Here is a 17,362-nt window from a genome sequence, read left to right as displayed (position 1 = left end):
TTCACGCACTCGCAAAAGATTGGCACGATTCATGAATGCACCTTTTTGAACACAAACTTTATCGATCATGAAAAAAATAATTACTCTTTGTTTACTTGCCCTAAGCAGCGTTACTTTCGCACAAGAAGCCGGAAAAAAAGGCGAACTTTTAAAAAACGAAGCCTCTACTTCTGAAATGAGAACCCAACGAAGTAGCAACGCAGCACGAAGCATTTCATCGAACCAAACAAATAATCGGGCATTGATTCGAAACAACAATCCGCGATACACTTGGAATCAAAACAATGGTTATGCCGAAGTGTTCCTACGAATTCCCGAATTTGGTTATTATACTGTTGAGATCGATGATCAGGTAATGAGTTCTTCTTCGGGCAAATACCGCTTTTTTGATTTACGTTCGGGCAGAATGATGCTTTCTATTTATCAAGACCGCTATTTAGTTTACCGCACTTCCTTAAACATTCGAAACAACACCCGTATGGTTTTAGACTATTTTAGCAACCATGGTTTGTATTTGTTAGATTCGTACCGAGTGCAAGGACAGATGTATGGTTTTAACGAATGGGATGATGTTTGGAACAACCCGTATAACAATATGTCTGGTTTCAACAATTACCCGAACACATCACGCGGAGTTATGGACAACCGTTCGTTTGAAAATTTTGTGCAGTATTTAAAAAAAACGGCTAGTTTCGATGACAACAAATTGGCTTATATACAGCAACAAGTAGGTGTAACTTGGTTTACATCGCAGCAAATAGCTGTTTTATTAGACACTTTTTCGTTTGATACCAACCGCTTAAAAGCCGGCAAGCTATTGTTTGATTATTGCGCCGACAAACAAAATTTTTATACCGTTTACGATAGTTTTGATTTTAACAGCAACCGTCAAGAATTAATGAACTACATTTCGAACAGAAGATAAAGCAACCATTCTCTTTTTTTTATGAAATTCAATTAAATTTTAGACTGATCTCCACGCATAACATATGAAATCACTCTTATCAAAATGTTAATCCCATATAAAAAACTCTTGATTCGTCAAGAGTTTTTTATATTTGCAGTTCTATGAAATCAAACAAGCAAATCATATCATTGTTTTTTAGCATTTGTGTTCTGGTAACGCTAATGTTTCAATCGGTGCATACGTATTCGCATTTGGTTTCCGATTTTTTAAGTACAGATACGCACCATGATAAACATGAGCAACTGGCAAACCATCATTCCGATGATTGTCAAATCTGTCACTTTACTTTTAGTCCGTTTACAACTGTTACACCAGATGTAATCGTATTTTATCCCACCAAAACATATCCAAAATTAAACGCGTTGTATCAAACAACTTCTGTTGATGCTTCGTTTGATTTTGTATCACTTCGCGGTCCGCCGGTTTTTGTTTAGTATGCAATTTTGGTTATTTAATCAGTATATATTCCAATTCATCACTTCGAGTAATGAAATGGATCTTTTACATATAGTTTTCAACTTCGTTTAAACTTACGAATAACCAATTCAATCATTTACAAAAATTAAAAAGCTCACAAAATGCGTTTATTATTAACGATTGTTTTGTGTATGTTGGGCTATGGCGTTTTTGCGCAGTATCAATTATCGGGTGTTGTGAAAAATGTTGATGGCGAAAGCATACCAAACAGTCATGTTGATTTAAGTAGTAGTTGTGTGGATACTGATGATTCGGGATATTTTCAATTCACCAATCTTAAAAGCGGAACTTATACTTTAAAGGTTTCAGCAGATGGTTATGGTGTTTATCAGGAGAAAATTCAGTTGCATCAATCCAAACAAATCTCCATTGTTTTAAATGAAGAAGAAACCTTAGAAACTGTTGTAATTCATACCGCACAGCAAAAAGCTTACAATCAGCAGAAAGTTACACAGAAATATCTTCAGGATAATTACAGCAACAGCTTGGCAAAAACCTTGTCAAACGTTGTTGGGTTAGATGCCGTTACCGTTGGTTCGCAAACCGCAAAACCTATGATGCGGGGCTTGGGGTTCACCCGTTTGGCTGTTACCGAAAACGGTATTAAGCAGGAAGGACAGCAATGGGGCGCCGATCACGGTTTGGAAATTGACGCGTTAACTACCGAAAGTGTGGAGGTTATAAAAGGTGTGGGCACTATCACGCACGGGTCGGACGCGATTGCGGGTGTGATAGAAGTAAACAACGAAACCATTCCTACCGATGGTTTTAAGGCACAATATCTTACAACGGCTCAAAGTGTAAACAAATCGTGGGCAAATGCGCTGAATATGTCGTACAAAAAAGGGCAACATTTTTACAAATTAAAAACATCATACACCACATTTGCCGATTTTAAAGTTCCGGTTGATGAAATCAGGTATTTGGGAACCAGAATTCCGTTGACCAATGGAAACATGACCAATACTGCTGGAAACGAATTTTCGGTATATGGACAATGGGGTTATTTGAAGGATGATTTTCAAAGTATTTTAAGCATCAGTCAGTTTCAAAATAAATCGGGCTTTTTTGCAGGTGCACACGGAATTCCGTCTGTGAATGATGCCAAACCCGATGGAAACAATCGAAACATCGGCATGCCCTATCAACAAGTAAATCATACCAAAGTAACCTATCATGCCAAATGGATGAACACACATAGTATCTGGGATTTTAAGTTTGGTTTTCAACGCAATCACCGCCAAGAATACAGCTTGTTTCATTCCCATTACTCCAATCAAGTTCCGCCCGAAATCGACCCTAATTTAGAGTTAGATTTTAAATTGAATACGCTAAACGCCGAATTATCGTACAAAAAAGATTGGTTGTTAGATCATACTACTATTTTGGGTGTGCAAACTCAGTATCAAACCAACGATATTGCGGGATACAGCTATTTAATGCCGGAATATAACCGATGGAATATAGGCTTTTTTGGCAAACACAATTGGGATTTCGTAACTGATTGGAAATTGGAATTAGGCGCACGATATGATGTTGCCCATGTAAAAGTTGCCGGTTTTTTTGATGAAGTGTTGTTTGATTATTTGTTGCAACGCGGCACACCAAACGATCAGGCTTTACAAAATGCCCAACGAGCAGTACCACTTTCTAAAGATTTTTCAAGAGGAAATGTAGCTTTTGGCGTATCGCACCAAATTTCCGAAGATTGGGAAACTACGTTTACTGTTGCATCAAATTTTCGATTTCCAACGGCAATGGAATTAAGTTCGAACGGAATTCACCATGGCGCTTTTCGTCACGAACAAGGAAATCCGAATTTAGATGTAGAAAAAGGCTGGGCTTTTGATTTAAGCCAACATTTCCATAAAAATAACTTTAAAATAAACGCCAGTGCTTATTTATATTATTTCACTAATTACATCTTCTTAAAACCAACGGGCGCGTTTTCAATTTTGCCACACGGCGGTCAATTATACAAATACGACCAATCAAAAGCGATGCTTACGGGTTTAGAGGTTGATGCGCATTACCAGTGGAACAAATTTGGTTTCCAGGCACAGGCGGCATATTTATACAATAAGCAAATTAGTGATTCGGGTGTTGATTATCCTTTGCCATTTTCAACCCCAATTAACGGACAATTTAATGTACAATATCGTTTAAAAGACGGTAGTTTGTTGCAACAAAATGAGTTTCAAATAGGAACAAAAACAGCTTTGCAGCAAAACAGAATTGCCCAAAACGAAGAAGTAACGCCGGGTTACACCATTGCAAACGCTCAATTTAGTTCGGTACTAAATTTTAAAGGTTTTAAACCACAAATTCGTTTGCAGGTGAACAATGTTTTTAACACGGTTTACTATCATCACAACAGTTTTTACCGCGCTTTGGATATTCCGGAGTTTGGCAGAAACATTCAAATTTTTATAACAATACCTATTTAATTTAAAAAGAAATCAATCATGAAAAAATTAGTAAGTTTAAGTTTTGCATTAGTAAGTTTAATAGCAATTTCATCATGTTCAGACGATGATGCAGTGGTAGATACAACAAAGCCAACAGTTGAAATTTTAGCACCCACAGACCATCAGGAAGTAGAACCGGGTTCGGTTTTAAACATTAAGGCCAATTTAGCAGACAACGTGGGCTTAGCAAGTTATAAAATCGAAATTCACTCGGCAGAAGACGGACATGAACATAAAGCAAAACAACTTTTAGCCGCCGACTTTGAGTACAACAGCGTGCAAGAAGTATCTGGAAATGCTACAAACCACAGCGTGGACCACAATGTTTCGATACCAACAGATGTTGCTGAAGAACACTATCATGTAGGCATCACAGTAATTGACGTGAACGGAAATCAAAATCAACAGTTTGTTGAAGTTTTTATAGGTCACGATCATCAGCATTAATAGATTCTAAACACTTGTTAAATACATGAATTTTAGATTCTCATAATAAATAAGCCTCAAAAAGTTACTTTTTTTGAGGCTTTTTAAACTTAGTATTCTTCTCCCTTACTACTGCTGTTTTCTTAATAAATCGCGAATATCTGAAAGCAATTCTTCTTGTGTTGGTCCTTTTGGAGCTTCTGGTGCAGCTGCTTCTTCTTTTCTTTTTAAACGATTAATTCCTTTAACCAATAAAAAAACTGCAAAAGCAAGCAACATAAAATTAATTGCTACTGTAATAAAATTACCATAAGCAAAAACCACAGCATTCTCAACGGCTCTAGCATCTGCCAATGCCATCCCTTCATTAATACTACCTGTTGGATCTTTTAGAACCATGTACATATTTGTGAAGTCTGGAGAACCAATTACCGCTGAAATTAGTGGCATTACAAGGTCTTTCACAATACTGTCAACAATTTTACCAAAGGCTCCGCCAATGATTACTCCAATTGCCAAATCCATTACATTGCCTTTCACAGCAAATTCTTTAAATTCTTTTAAAAATCCCATAACAAACTATTTTTTTATTTTATTTAATACGAAATTACAATTTTATGTTAAAAACCAATTACTCTTTATAAAAAATTCGCTTTACTCGATGCGAAATAGAGGTCATTACTTCGTAAGGAATTGTATTCCAAATTTTTGCTAATTCAGTAATTCGTAAATCATTTCCAAAAACAACCACCTCATCGCCTTCGTTTGCGTTTATATCGGTAACATCAACCATTAGCATATCCATACAAATAGTGCCTGCAATAGGTGCTTTTTGGTGATTTATCAGTACAAATCCGTTTCCGTTTCCATAGCTTCTTCTGATTCCATCGGCATATCCTATGGGAATGGTCGCTATTCTGCTTTTTCTGTTTGCAATGAAGCGTCGGCCATATCCCACCGTTTCGTTTACATCCACTTCATTTATTTGCAAAATAACGGTTTTTAATGTAGCTACATTTTGCAGCTGCGCGTCTTCTTTCGCTTCGTTTCCCACACCATACAAGCCAATACCCAAACGCACCATATCCATTTGGTAAGCACCAAAATGATAAATGCCCGATGTGTTTAAAATATGTAAAATCGGATGAATTTGTAATTCTTCTTTAAGATAAGTCGATTCTTTTTGAAAACGTTCGATTTGCTGCAAGGTGAACTGTTTTTCTTCTGGCATATCGCTGGTTGCCAAGTGCGAAAATATGCTGGCAACCTGCACTAAATTGGTGTTTTTAAGCAATTCTATTAATGCTGGAAAATCTTTCTGGGTGAATCCCAAACGATTCATGCCTGTGTTTAATTTTAAATGCACCGGATATTGAAACAGATTGAAATTTTCTGCAATTTGAAGAAAAGCTTTCAATTCGTGCAAATTATAAATTTCGGGTTCCAAATTATAAGCAATCATAGTAGCAAAAGCCGAATTTTCGGGATTCATCACAATAATTGGCAATTTAATACCGGCTTTTCGCAGCTCTACGCCTTCATCGGCAAAGGCAACCCCCAAATACGCCACTTGATGATGCGCCAGCAGTTTTGCGATTTCATAGCTGCCATTTCCGTATCCAAAAGCTTTTACCATAACCATTATTTTGGTGGTTGGTTGCAGTTTTGATTTATAAAAATTAAGATTGTGACTAATGGCATCTAAATTGATTTCCAGAACGGTTTCGTGTGTTTTTTCTTCCAATTCTGAAACAATTTTTTCGAACTGGAAGCTTCGAGCGCCTTTAATCAACACGGTTTCATTCCTAAATGCTTTCAAATTGAAATCATTCAAAAACGTTTCTGTATTGGGATAACTTTGAAATTGAGAAATATTTTTCAGGTGCGATCCAATCTGGTTTCCAATGCCAATTACGCGTGTCACATGATTTTGGGTAAGCAACTGCCCTACTTTTTGATACAACACTTCGGGAGTAAATCCGCTTTGAAAAATATCCGACAAAACCACCGTTTTTTGCTGATACATTTTTTGTTGTTCCAAAAAATCGAGGGCAATTTTTAGTGATTGATAATCGCTGCTGTAGCTATCATCTATTAACAAACAATCATTTATTCCTTTTTTAACCTGAAGGCGCATTTGCACGGTTTGCAATTTTGGAATTGCTTGAATAATATACGTTTTATCAACCTTTAAAAACAACAAAACGGTTATACATGTGGCAATATTTTCAACCGAAGCTAAATCGGTAAACGGCAAATTCACCTGAAATATCTCCTTTTCAAATTGAACGCTAAGCACGGTATCATTCCTTTCAAAAAAAACATCGGCTTCTTTGATAAAGCTCCATGTAAACCATTTTGGATTTTGTGGTTTGTTGGCAGCAATTAAATGGGTTTGTTCACTAATTAAAACGTCGGCATTTTTGAAAAGCTTTATTTTTTCTTGTAATTTTTCTTCTTTCGATGAAAAGCCTTCATTGTGTGCCGGACCAATATTGGTTAAAATACCAATTGTAGGCTGAATTACAGCTTCGAGAAACTCCATTTCGTTTGGTTGCGAAATTCCTGCTTCAAAAATACCTAAATTGTGCTGGTCATTAATCGCAATCACTGAAAGCGGCACCCCTACTTGCGAATTGTAGCTTTTAGGGCTTTTAATGATATTGTAAAAAGGCAACAGTAACTGGTTTAACCATTCTTTCACGATGGTTTTTCCGTTGCTTCCAGTAATACCTATCACGGGGAAATGATAGTTTTTTCGGTAAAAAGCCACGAAGTTTTGCAAAGCCCGTAAGGTGTTTTTTACTTTAAAGATAACGGCATCGGCAGGCAACAAAACATCTTGTGAAACCACAAAATACCGCACCCCGTTTTGGTACAAGTCGTTTAGATAATCGTGGGCATTGTGATTGTTTCCTTTCAGGGCAAAGAAAAGCGTGTGGGCATTGTTTCGCAACGAACGCGAATCTACCGAAATATCTAAAACCGAGATTTCATCAGTTGCAACTGTATCCACCACTTGTAAAACATTCGCTAAAACGGTTGTTTCAATTTTCATAATCCATTAAAATAGAATCAAAGGTAACAAGATATTTTTGTAAAAATGATTGAAAATTTCGCTTTGTTAAGCAATGATATTATCGTAATTTGCAAATTCTTAAACAATTTATGCACGACATACATTTTTATATTGGTTTAATATTGGCGTTGTTTATTGGCGTAACCCTAGGTTTGGTGGGCAGTGGCGGCTCTATCTTAACTGTGCCTATTTTAGTGTATGTAGTAGGGATTGATCCATTGCTTGCTACCGCCTATTCGCTTTTTATTGTAGGAAGCACCTCGGCAGTGGGAAGTGTTAAAAACACCATTGAAAAAAATGTAAATTTTAAAATTGTATTGCTTTTTGGCATTCCCTCGTTGCTGGCAGTATTTTTCACCCGTTCCCAATTGGTACCTTTATTGCCCGATGTGATTACGCTAAGCAACAATGTGAGCTTATCAAAATCGAAATTAATCATGATTGTGTTTTCGATTGTCATGTTTGCTGCTTCGTCTAAAATGATTAAAAAACCACGACAAAAAAACTTAGCCACACCAAAAATCGTAACATCGGCAATGCCTTTAATCACGCAAGGTTTACTCATTGGAACCGTATCGGGTTTAGTGGGTGCAGGCGGCGGCTTTTTAATCATTCCCGTATTGGTGTTTTTTGCCAATTTGCCCATGAAACAAGCCATAGGCACCTCGCTGACCATTATTGCTATTCAATGTTTAATAGGTTTTACGGGCGATTTAATGCAACATTCTATTGATTGGATTTTGGTATTATCGTTTTCAGCTATTTCGATATTGGGATTATTTATAGGAAATCGCTTGTCAAAAAGAATTATCGACGGAAATTTACGCATGATTTTTGGCTGGTTTATATTAACCATGTCTGTTTATATATTGATAAAAGAGTTGTTTTAGCACAGATGATGCTTATCATATTCAGCAACAAAGAAATTTAGTACTTTTGCAATTACGAATGTTTATCGTTTAAATTATGAAGATAGAACAAATTTATACCGGATGCTTGGCTCAAGGCGCATATTATATTGAAAGTGAGGGCGAAGTAGCAATTATTGACCCTCTACGAGAAGTGCAACAATATATTGATAAAGCACAAGCAAACAATGCTACCATAAAATATATTTTCGAAACGCATTTTCATGCCGATTTTGTAAGCGGGCATGTAACCCTTTCTCAAAAAACGGGCGCACCAATTGTGTACGGACCAACCGCAGAACCAACCTTCAAAGCGCATATAGCAAGCGATGGTGAAGTTTTTAAAATTGGAAAACTAAGCCTTATTGCCTTGCACACTCCTGGGCACACCATGGAAAGCACCACTTATTTGTTGCGCGACGAAAACGGAAAAGACCATGCAATTTTTAGTGGCGACACCTTATTTTTAGGCGACGTAGGTCGACCCGACTTGGCGCAGAAAGCAGCAAGTATGACGCAAGAACAATTGGCAGCAACTTTGTTCCACAGCTTGCGAACCAAAATTATGCCGTTGGCAGATGAGGTGATTGTATATCCGGCACACGGAGCTGGATCGGCTTGTGGGAAAAATTTAAGCAAAGAAACAGTTGGAACTCTAGGCGAACAAAAACGCACCAATTATGCATTGCGTGCCGATATGACCGAAGCGGAATTTGTGGCAGAAGTGACCGATGGTTTATTGCCTCCTCCTGCTTATTTTCCTGAAAATGTGCGATTGAACAAAAGTGGTTATGAAGCTATTGATACCATTATTGAAAAAAACAAAGCTTTTTCGGCTGTGGAATTTAAACAAGCTGCAAGCGATGCATTGATTTTAGACGTACGCGATGCAGATAGTTTCGGAAAAGCACATATACCCGGCGCTATTTTTATCGGGATTGATGGTGGATTTGCTCCTTGGGTGGGATCTTTGATTACCGATATTAACCAACCAATTATTTTGGTAACGCCAGAAGGTCGTGAGCAGGAAACCATTACGCGTTTGGCTCGTGTGGGTTACGATAATACCTTGGGATATTTGGCAGGCGGAATGCAAACTTGGATTGATGCCGGTTTTGAAACTGCTTCTATTGGCAGAATCACCGCTAATGAATTGGAAACATTGATGAATAACGGTGAAGAATCAGTTATTGATGTGCGTAAACCGGGTGAATACAGTTCGGCACATATTGCCAACGTACCCAACCTTCCGTTAGATTTTATTAACGATCATGTTGCCGATTTTCCATCACAGAAAACAACCTATCTGCATTGCGCAGGCGGTTACCGATCTATGATTGCAGCGTCTATTTTAAAGGCACGCGGTTTCCATAATATGATTGATGTAATTGGCGGTTTTGGTAAAATTAAAGAAACCAACTTACCAATTGTAACACAAGAATGCGAAAGCAGTTGTAGTACGAAATAAACTAAAAACGCCTCGAGATTTTCGAGGCGTTTGTGATTTTCAATAACTAGTTACTCCATAAATACTCGTTAATAATTTGATATTGTAGGGAGTAACAAATTACTTTTAGAACAAAACATTTTTAACTAAAGAAGAATTAGAACCATTTTTAGATCCAAAAAATATGTTGAGTTCGAGTTAATTATTATTTCTTAAAGCATCAATCTCCTTTTTTTTAGAGATTGATGCTTTTAATATTTATTTTAAATTATGTTATATTTCTTTGATGTGTATTCTTTTTCTATTTATTAGTAAATAAATAGAATATAAGATGCCAATCGGTGGTAAAAACAACAATAATCCAACACTAATTATTTTATTTACTTGGTTTATTCGTTTATTAGTGACAACTAATATTAGTATAGAAATTATTATTAATAAACCTAACAAAAAAAGGCTCTTTAGACTTTGATTTTCTAAAAGTAAACTCATAACTAAAAATTTAACATTCTATTTCACCAATAGCTATACAACCAAAATCTCCAAATGAACACCACGTGTCAATCCCTCCTAATTGATGACAATCTGGATTTTCCGCTAGATAATCATCTATTAACCTCTGACAATTCTCTACTGCTATAGATTTTCGCCATTGAATAGAAATCGCAGTATGGATAGTACTACCTATAGAAAGAGAATTATTTGATTTAGCGGCATTAGGATTATTATTTACAACGGAATATTGATAATATACATATACTAAATCATCAATATACTCATTAGTGATATCAACTTCCACTAAATTTTCATAATATGTTATTGTTTCATCTACTCTATTAAATACCAACGACCTATGAGCATCATTATCTATTATTTTTAGTTCGTTTTCAGTCTTTTCTATATCAATATTTTTTTGTATTCCTAATGAATCCAATGTATAAACGTAGATACCGTTACTACCTTGAATATTAGAAATAAAAAAATCAGAAAAATTAACAACTCTTTCAATAGAGTTTACTGAATAACTAGCACTGCTACTACTAAATAATGCATTATTCGTCACATTTTCATTACTTCTACTTTCATCACTTGTAAGATTTTCATCACTACATGAAGCTAACAGTAAAGTAATTGATAAACATTTAAATAAAAACTTAACTTTTCTCATAATAAAAGATTTTAAAATTAAACATAACAAATATGACAAAAAAATGTAAAAAAAAAATAAACAACATAATTTTAACAATAAAAAACATCTTTATTCTTTTCTCTTTCATGTTTACTCAAATCTTTATATTTGCAGTATGATTAAAAAAGAAACTATAGACGCAATTTTCGAGGCTGCCCGTGTGGAAGAAGTCATTGGTGACTTTGTGCAACTTAAAAAATCGGGCAGTAATTACAAAGGTTTAAGTCCGTTTGTGAACGAAAAAACGCCGTCGTTCATGGTTTCACCTGCCAAACAAATCTGGAAAGATTTCTCGTCGGGCAAAGGCGGCAATGCCATTAGCTTTATTATGGAACACGAACATTTTTCGTATCCCGAAGCGTTGCGTTACCTTGCCAATAAGTATCAGATCGAAATTGAAGAAACCGAACAAACCGATTTAGAAAAACAAGCCTTAAACGAACGCGAAAGTTTGTTTGTGGTTTCCGAATTCGCCAAGAAATATTTTCACGATGTGTTGTTAAAAACCGATGAAGGCTTGGCAATTGGTCATTCGTATTTTAAAGAACGGGGGTTTACCGAAGAAACCATCAAAACATTTCAATTGGGATATTCACCCGATCAATGGGATGCTTTTACGAAAGAAGCTTTGGCGAAAGGCTATCAATTAGAATTTCTTGAAAAATCTGGATTAACGATTGTAAAAGACGACAAAACCTTTGATCGTTTCAAAGGGCGCGTCATGTTTCCCATTCAAAGTATGAGTGGCCGCGTGTTGGGTTTTGGCGGACGAATTTTAACCAACGATAAAAAAGCAGCGAAATACCTAAACTCACCCGAAAGCGACATCTATCATAAAAGCAAAGTTTTGTACGGAATTTTCCATGCAAAACAAGAAATTGCTTCCAAAGACAACTGTTATTTGGTAGAAGGATACACCGATGTGATTCAAATGCATCAGGCAGGCATAAAAAATGTGGTGGCTTCGTCTGGAACAGCTTTAACGCCCGATCAAATCCGATTGATTAACCGTTTAACTAAAAACATTACGGTTTTGTTTGATGGCGATGCTGCCGGAATGCGTGCGTCGTTGCGAGGGATTGATTTGATTTTAGAAGCTGGTATGAATGTTCGTGTGTGCACGTTTCGCGATGGCGATGACCCCGACAGTTTTGCCCGAAAAACGCCGATTGATGAATTACAAAGCTATTTAAAAGAAAACGCTATCGATTTTATTCGTTTTAAAGCGAATTTGTTGATGAAAGATGCCGGCAATGATCCAATTAAAAAGGCCGATGTTATTCGCGACATAGTGGTTTCTATTTCTAAAGTGCCTGATCATATTCAGCGCGAGGTTTATGTGCAAGAATGTGCATCGATCATGGATATTTCTGAAGATGTTTTGTTCAGCACGTTGGCACAAATCGGCAAAAAAGAATTGCAAGAAGCCAATAAAAAATTTGTTCAAGACAAGAAAATGGAAGTGGTTCGTCCTGAAGCGGATCAATCAAAAGAACAAGTCAACATTATCTATCTATTAGAGCGAAAAATTATTGAAATTTTGCTGATTTACGGTAATTACGAAGAATTGTTTAACGAGTATGAACTTACTGTTGAAGACGAAAAAGTAGTTACCCAGGAAAAACGTGTGAAACGCAAAGTATTTGATAAAGTGTTTTTAAGCTTGCAAGAAGATGAAGTGGAAATGAGCAATGAAAAATTCAAAGCCATCTTTAAAGACATTCTTTCCTTTTACCACACCAATGAAGGCTGGAATTTAGAAAATTATCTAACCCAAGTACCACCAGAATTAGCCGATGAAATCACCTCCATTATTATGGATGAAGAACGTTATAACCTACACAATTGGGAAAAACAGAACATTATCGTGAAAGGAAAAGATTTGGGTGTGCAACAATATGTAAACGAAACCATTTTAACGCTTCGTTCGTATTTGATTTTTGATATAATTGAAGATTTAAAAAAACAAATTCACGAAAACCCTGAAAAAGCACGCGATTTATTAGCCGATATTGTTGATTACAACAATTTAAAACACACTTTTTCTACCCAACTAGGCAGGGTAATGTCGAGGTTTAGTTGATTTTAATTTAAACAACTCTAACAGAGTTTAAAACTTTGGCAGTGTTTTATTTAATAGAGTTAAAAAAAATCCCTCCTAAAACTTCACCTCATCGGGAATTTCACAAACCGGTATAGGATTCATTTTGTGCTGGTTAATCGTATTTAATCGTTTGTAAATCTTAAAAACTTCTAATTCGCGCCCTGTTAAGTCGGCTTCAGTTTTCCCGGCAGCATCTGCATGCATCGCCGCTTCTAGCTCGTCATAATTAGCTCCTAATTGATCTTCGTCTGAACGATCATCTCCAAACAATCCGTCAGTGGGTTTTGCTTTGATGATATTTTGAGTAATTCCCAAGTAGGTTGCTAGTGCACGCACTTCCGACTTCATTAAATCGGCAATCGGACTTAAATCAACCCCGCCATCACCGTATTTTGTAAAAAATCCAACACCAAAATCCTCTACTTTATTTCCTGTTCCGGCTACCAAAAACCCATTGATTCCTGCAAAATAATACAAAGTTGTCATGCGTAAACGCGCGCGCGTATTGGCTAAAGTTAAATTTTGTAGCGTTTGATTTTCGGTTTTTGGCAAATTATCGCTCATTAAATCAAACGTAGGTGTTAAATCGGCAACAGTATCACGTACATTTGGATATAAATCTTTCAAAAAAGCAATATGCTCTTTCCCGCGCGATACCTGACTAGCAGCTTGGTGTATAGGCATTTCCACACACAAGGTAGGCAAGCCGGTTTTAGCACATAAAGTGGAAACCAAAGCAGAGTCAATACCTCCTGAAATTCCCACTACAAATCCTTTCACTTTGGCTGTTTCTGCATAGTTTTTAAGCCATTGAACAATATGATTTACTATTTTTTCAGAATTTATTTTTTTATATTCCATTGCAATTTTCGTTTAAGTATCTTTGTGCATTAAAATTATAAAATCTCATACGTTTTACGATGAAAAATACATTTTATTTATTGTTTTGTTCGTTATTTTTTGTGGCATGTGAAAAAGAAAATACCGTTCGCGATGAAATTCTCGCTATTCCTGTGGAAGCAAAAATAGAACGTTTCGACCAAGAATTCATGCAAACAACACCAGAAAGTTTTGACCGTTTAAAACAAAAATACCCCTATCTACTAACTGCTAGCACGCCTGATTCGGTTTGGTTTAAAAAGAAAAACGACAGTTTGTTTGGTGAATTGTATAAAGAAACCCAAAACAAATTTAAAGATGTTTCTGAATTACAAAAAGAACTTTCCCTACTTTTCAAACATATTAAATATTATTTTCCAAACGAAAACCCCGGCAAAGTGGTCACGGTATTGTCGGAAGTTGATATAATGAGTCGTGCTATTTATGCCGATTCTATTGCTGTAATTTCTTTGGATACTTATTTGGGAAAAGACCATAAATTCTATGTAGATTTTGACAGCTATACCTTAGGCGATTTTGAACCGAACCGAATTGTGGTGGATTTAGCAGAACATTTTGCCGCTCAAAAAATAGCTGCGCCACAAGAACGCACCTTTATCAGTCAAATGATTTATTGGGGAAAAATTATGTATTTTAAAGAACAATTGTTGCCAGAAGTGAACGATGCTTTAAAAATGAATTACACCGCAGAGCAAATGCAGTGGATACAAGCAAACGAAGCCCAAGTATGGAAATATTTTGTAGAAAGTAAATATTTATATGACAACGATGTGAAACTCATTGCACGGTTTATTCAGCGGGCACCATTTTCTAAATTTTATTTAGAACTAGACCAAGAATCGCCAGGTAGTGTGGGTGTATATATTGGCTGGCAAATTGTGCGTTCATATATGAAAAATAATAATGTAACTTTGCAAGAATTGGCATTGAAAGATGCTAAAACCATTTTCGACGAATCTAAATATAAACCTAAAAAATAATGGCAAACAACACCTCTGAAATTAAAATAAACATCACGGTTGATGAAAATAAAGTTCCTGAAGACATCCGTTGGACTGCAAACGATGGTGGCATAGTAAACGAACAAGCAAAGGCAATGCTTTTATCAATCTGGGACAGTAAAGTACAAGAAACACTACGCATTGATTTATGGACAAAAGAAATGCCTGTTGATGAAATGAAAGTGTTTTTTCACCAAACTTTAGTGGCAATGGCAGATACGTTTGAACGTGCAACCGACGACAAAAAAATGAGCGATACCATGCGCGATTTTTGCGCTTATTTCGCCGAAAAATTAGAATTACACAAAAAGTAAGTCGCTAAAAACACTTATAAAAAATTGGCTTTTAAAATGAAACTTTCTCAAATTGTTTTTGCTGTTAGTTTATTCACGACCATTTATTGGCTCACAGCTTTTAACATAAATGTTTATGGAAATGTACTTGCAAAAACAATTTTTGAAACAACTTCTTTATTGCTAATGATTACTTTGTATGCGCTGCCCATTCTAATCATTGCATTGATGCTGCGCTTAAAAAAGCGCACTCCAAAACTTCATTACATAAGCCTGGGAATGCTATTCACCATGTTGCTTTTAATCTTTGCTGTTTATCAATAAAAAAGCTAAATAAATCCATTCAAGAGTAGTAAAAATAACTTTGTATCTTTGCACAAACAACACACAACAATGAAAAATACATTAATTGCGCCATCGGTACTTGCTGCCGATTTTGCGAACCTACAACGCGATGTGGAAATGATTAACAACAGCGCTGCCGATTGGTTCCATATTGATATTATGGACGGCGTTTTTGTTCCAAACATTTCATTTGGTATGCCGGTTTTGGCTGCCATCAATAAACATGCTAAAAAAACCATCGATGTACATTTAATGATTGTAGATCCAGACCGATACATTGAAACTTTTAAAAATTTAGGTGCCGATGTGCTAACGGTTCATTATGAAGCCTGCACGCACCTTCATCGTTCGTTGCAAGCGATTAAAGCAGCAGGCATGAAAGCCGGTGTTGCCATTAACCCACACACGAATGTGGCTTTGTTAGAAGACGTGATCAACGATATAGATTTAGTTTGTATCATGAGCGTGAACCCAGGTTTTGGCGGGCAATCGTTTATTGAAAATACGTATAAAAAAGTGCAGCAGCTTAAAGAGCTTATTGTTAAAAACAATGCCACAACTTTAATAGAAATCGATGGTGGCGTTACCGACAAAAACGCTGCCGATTTAGCGAAAGCAGGTGCCAATGTTTTAGTTGCGGGTAGTTTTGTATTTAATGCGAAAGATCCCATTGCCACGATTGAAAATCTAAAAAAAATCACCAGATTATAATTAAAGACTTCCAAAAACGGAAGTCTTTTTTTAAGCACATACATAAACTTTTGTTAATTTTTTATTATATTTGACATATAAACCTAAAAATTAACATATTGAAAAAGCTAATTTTAACCTTACTAATACTTGTGCCTTTTGCAATAAAGGCGCAAGTTACATTGATACCAGATCAAAATTTTGAAAATTATTTGGTACATTGGGGATATGATAGCGATGGATTGATAAATGGTCAGATTTTAACTAGTGACGCACTAACAGTTACCGAATTAGATTTTATAGACAATAGTCCCAATAATTTCCCATATGTTGGTAATTTAGATGGTTTTAATGATTTTACTAACTTAGAAATACTTAAAGTCATAAATGACGCGACCAACATAAATTTCAGCAACTTATCAAATCTAAAATATATATATTTAGACAACTGTGACCTAACTGCTTTTGATGCAACACCTTTAAGTTCTTTAGAAGAATTGATACTTGAATGCTCAAGCCTAGATGTTCCACCAAGAGAAATTCGCGAATTAGATTTTAGCAACAGCCCTAATTTTAGCTACCTCAACGTACGAGAATTAAGTTATTTAGAACGAATTAGTTTACGAAACAACCAAGCTAGCTCCGTGTCCATTATTTTGTATGGAGGTGCAGATCCGGACCTATGTATCGAAGTTGATAACCCTTTAGATGCAACAAACAATTTGCCACCATATAATAATTGGTCCATTACATGGGATGGTGTACATGACTATACTAATTTCTATTTCAGCGATTTGTGTACATTAAGCTTAGAAAAATTTGTAAATGAAAATTTTAAAATATACCCCAATCCGGCAACTGATTATGTGGCAGTTGAACAAAAAACAACCGATGGTGTCCATCTGCAAGCTGTTCAAATTTTAGATAGTTCCGGCAAATTGGTACGTTCTGTAAAAGAAAATTTTGATTCTATCAATGTATCAAACCTTAATAAAGGCGTGTACCTTTTTGTGATACAAACCGATAAAGGTAACAAAACAGAAAAAATTATTGTTCAATAAACTAAAA

Annotated in this window: 16 protein-coding genes; 12 read left to right on the top strand and 4 right to left on the bottom strand. The window is 35.9% G+C overall.

The genetic code is table 11. The annotated features are described in order from the left end of the window. The first annotated feature begins 67 nt into the window (after nucleotides 1-67). The 4 genes from NPX36_RS07105 (at nucleotide 68) to NPX36_RS07090 (ending at nucleotide 4,359) form a co-directional block, all read left to right on the top strand. On the top strand, nucleotides 68-925 hold the full coding sequence (locus NPX36_RS07105; RefSeq protein WP_257498044.1) for a DUF4476 domain-containing protein: 858 nt from the start codon (nucleotides 68-70) through the stop codon (nucleotides 923-925). A gap of 143 nt (nucleotides 926-1,068) precedes the next feature. Further along, nucleotides 1,069-1,401 carry a hypothetical protein gene (locus tag NPX36_RS07100; protein ID WP_257498043.1) on the top strand — a complete coding sequence of 111 codons (333 nt, stop codon included), beginning with the start codon at nucleotides 1,069-1,071 and terminating at the stop codon, nucleotides 1,399-1,401. 144 nt (nucleotides 1,402-1,545) lie between these two features. Beyond that, nucleotides 1,546-3,891: a TonB-dependent receptor gene (locus NPX36_RS07095; protein WP_257498042.1), complete on the top strand. Its 2,346-nt coding sequence runs from the start codon at nucleotides 1,546-1,548 to the stop codon at nucleotides 3,889-3,891. A gap of 18 nt (nucleotides 3,892-3,909) precedes the next feature. Continuing rightward, a complete protein-coding gene (locus tag NPX36_RS07090; protein ID WP_257498041.1) occupies nucleotides 3,910-4,359 on the top strand; it encodes a DUF4625 domain-containing protein in 450 nt (149 codons plus the stop codon). A gap of 108 nt (nucleotides 4,360-4,467) precedes the next feature. Here NPX36_RS07090 and mscL read toward each other — a convergent pair whose 3' ends face one another. Then, the gene (gene mscL / locus NPX36_RS07085) at nucleotides 4,468-4,911 is read right to left on the bottom strand and encodes a large conductance mechanosensitive channel protein MscL (protein WP_257498040.1); all 444 of its coding nucleotides are present in this window, start codon (nucleotides 4,909-4,911) and stop codon (nucleotides 4,468-4,470) included. Between the two features lie 58 nt (nucleotides 4,912-4,969). Then, nucleotides 4,970-7,396: a bifunctional UDP-N-acetylmuramoyl-tripeptide:D-alanyl-D-alanine ligase/alanine racemase gene (locus NPX36_RS07080; protein WP_257498039.1), complete on the bottom strand. Its 2,427-nt coding sequence runs from the start codon at nucleotides 7,394-7,396 to the stop codon at nucleotides 4,970-4,972. A 110-nt stretch (nucleotides 7,397-7,506) separates the two neighbouring features. Here NPX36_RS07080 and NPX36_RS07075 point away from each other — a divergent pair, with 110 nt between their 5' ends. Then, nucleotides 7,507-8,307: a sulfite exporter TauE/SafE family protein gene (locus NPX36_RS07075; protein WP_257498038.1), complete on the top strand. Its 801-nt coding sequence runs from the start codon at nucleotides 7,507-7,509 to the stop codon at nucleotides 8,305-8,307. A 76-nt stretch (nucleotides 8,308-8,383) separates the two neighbouring features. Next, nucleotides 8,384-9,793 (top strand): MBL fold metallo-hydrolase, encoded by a 1,410-nt coding sequence (locus NPX36_RS07070; protein WP_257498037.1) that lies wholly within the window; start codon nucleotides 8,384-8,386, stop codon nucleotides 9,791-9,793. Between the two features lie 481 nt (nucleotides 9,794-10,274). Here the strand turns inward: NPX36_RS07070 and NPX36_RS07065 are convergent, their stop codons facing one another. Next, complete coding sequence (locus tag NPX36_RS07065) at nucleotides 10,275-10,940, bottom strand: hypothetical protein (RefSeq protein ID WP_257498036.1); 666 nt, start codon at nucleotides 10,938-10,940, stop codon at nucleotides 10,275-10,277. 136 nt (nucleotides 10,941-11,076) lie between these two features. On the opposite strand from NPX36_RS07065, the gene dnaG reads away from it, so the two are divergent. Continuing rightward, nucleotides 11,077-13,044: a DNA primase gene (gene dnaG / locus NPX36_RS07060; RefSeq protein WP_257498035.1), complete on the top strand. Its 1,968-nt coding sequence runs from the start codon at nucleotides 11,077-11,079 to the stop codon at nucleotides 13,042-13,044. 75 nt (nucleotides 13,045-13,119) lie between these two features. Here the strand turns inward: dnaG and nadE are convergent, their stop codons facing one another. Beyond that, nucleotides 13,120-13,926: an NAD(+) synthase gene (gene nadE / locus NPX36_RS07055; protein ID WP_257500703.1), complete on the bottom strand. Its 807-nt coding sequence runs from the start codon at nucleotides 13,924-13,926 to the stop codon at nucleotides 13,120-13,122. Nucleotides 13,927-13,985: 59 nt separating this feature from the next. Between nadE and gldB the strand changes: the two genes are divergently transcribed. The 5 genes from gldB (at nucleotide 13,986) to NPX36_RS07030 (ending at nucleotide 17,355) form a co-directional block, all read left to right on the top strand. Further along, nucleotides 13,986-14,945 carry a gliding motility lipoprotein GldB gene (gldB, locus tag NPX36_RS07050; RefSeq protein ID WP_257500702.1) on the top strand — a complete coding sequence of 320 codons (960 nt, stop codon included), beginning with the start codon at nucleotides 13,986-13,988 and terminating at the stop codon, nucleotides 14,943-14,945. Continuing rightward, on the top strand, nucleotides 14,945-15,280 hold the full coding sequence (gldC, locus tag NPX36_RS07045) for a gliding motility protein GldC (protein ID WP_257500701.1): 336 nt from the start codon (nucleotides 14,945-14,947) through the stop codon (nucleotides 15,278-15,280). The genes gldB and gldC overlap by 1 nt, the downstream gene beginning before the upstream one ends. Nucleotides 15,281-15,316: 36 nt before the next feature. Then, complete coding sequence (locus NPX36_RS07040) at nucleotides 15,317-15,583, top strand: hypothetical protein (protein ID WP_257500700.1); 267 nt, start codon at nucleotides 15,317-15,319, stop codon at nucleotides 15,581-15,583. A 69-nt stretch (nucleotides 15,584-15,652) separates the two neighbouring features. After that, on the top strand, nucleotides 15,653-16,315 hold the full coding sequence (rpe, locus tag NPX36_RS07035; protein ID WP_257500699.1) for a ribulose-phosphate 3-epimerase: 663 nt from the start codon (nucleotides 15,653-15,655) through the stop codon (nucleotides 16,313-16,315). A gap of 98 nt (nucleotides 16,316-16,413) precedes the next feature. Beyond that, a complete protein-coding gene (locus NPX36_RS07030) occupies nucleotides 16,414-17,355 on the top strand; it encodes a T9SS type A sorting domain-containing protein (protein ID WP_257500698.1) in 942 nt (313 codons plus the stop codon). Nucleotides 17,356-17,362: the final 7 nt, after the last annotated feature.

Source organism: Paenimyroides aestuarii, assembly GCF_024628805.1.
Classification (GTDB): Bacteria; Bacteroidota; Bacteroidia; order Flavobacteriales; family Flavobacteriaceae; genus Flavobacterium; species Flavobacterium aestuarii_A.
The sequence above is the reverse complement of the archived record's forward strand: the minus strand, read 5'-3'. Positions and strand labels throughout refer to the sequence as shown.

What these genes read in the sequence shown, in the direction of transcription:
- NPX36_RS07095 (WP_257498042.1), top strand. Translation starts at nt 1,546, where the DNA reads ATGCGTTTATTATTAACGATTGTTTTGTGTATGTTGGGCTATGGCGTT.
- NPX36_RS07065 (WP_257498036.1), bottom strand. Translation starts at nt 10,940, where the DNA reads ATGAGAAAAGTTAAGTTTTTATTTAAATGTTTATCAATTACTTTACTG.
- NPX36_RS07100 (WP_257498043.1), top strand. Translation starts at nt 1,069, where the DNA reads ATGAAATCAAACAAGCAAATCATATCATTGTTTTTTAGCATTTGTGTT.
- gldB (WP_257500702.1), top strand. Translation starts at nt 13,986, where the DNA reads ATGAAAAATACATTTTATTTATTGTTTTGTTCGTTATTTTTTGTGGCA.
- NPX36_RS07105 (WP_257498044.1), top strand. Translation starts at nt 68, where the DNA reads ATGAAAAAAATAATTACTCTTTGTTTACTTGCCCTAAGCAGCGTTACT.
- NPX36_RS07075 (WP_257498038.1), top strand. Translation starts at nt 7,507, where the DNA reads ATGCACGACATACATTTTTATATTGGTTTAATATTGGCGTTGTTTATT.
- gldC (WP_257500701.1), top strand. Translation starts at nt 14,945, where the DNA reads ATGGCAAACAACACCTCTGAAATTAAAATAAACATCACGGTTGATGAA.
- NPX36_RS07070 (WP_257498037.1), top strand. Translation starts at nt 8,384, where the DNA reads ATGAAGATAGAACAAATTTATACCGGATGCTTGGCTCAAGGCGCATAT.
- NPX36_RS07040 (WP_257500700.1), top strand. Translation starts at nt 15,317, where the DNA reads ATGAAACTTTCTCAAATTGTTTTTGCTGTTAGTTTATTCACGACCATT.
- mscL (WP_257498040.1), bottom strand. Translation starts at nt 4,911, where the DNA reads ATGGGATTTTTAAAAGAATTTAAAGAATTTGCTGTGAAAGGCAATGTA.
- rpe (WP_257500699.1), top strand. Translation starts at nt 15,653, where the DNA reads ATGAAAAATACATTAATTGCGCCATCGGTACTTGCTGCCGATTTTGCG.
- nadE (WP_257500703.1), bottom strand. Translation starts at nt 13,926, where the DNA reads ATGGAATATAAAAAAATAAATTCTGAAAAAATAGTAAATCATATTGTT.
- NPX36_RS07080 (WP_257498039.1), bottom strand. Translation starts at nt 7,396, where the DNA reads ATGAAAATTGAAACAACCGTTTTAGCGAATGTTTTACAAGTGGTGGAT.
- dnaG (WP_257498035.1), top strand. Translation starts at nt 11,077, where the DNA reads ATGATTAAAAAAGAAACTATAGACGCAATTTTCGAGGCTGCCCGTGTG.
- NPX36_RS07090 (WP_257498041.1), top strand. Translation starts at nt 3,910, where the DNA reads ATGAAAAAATTAGTAAGTTTAAGTTTTGCATTAGTAAGTTTAATAGCA.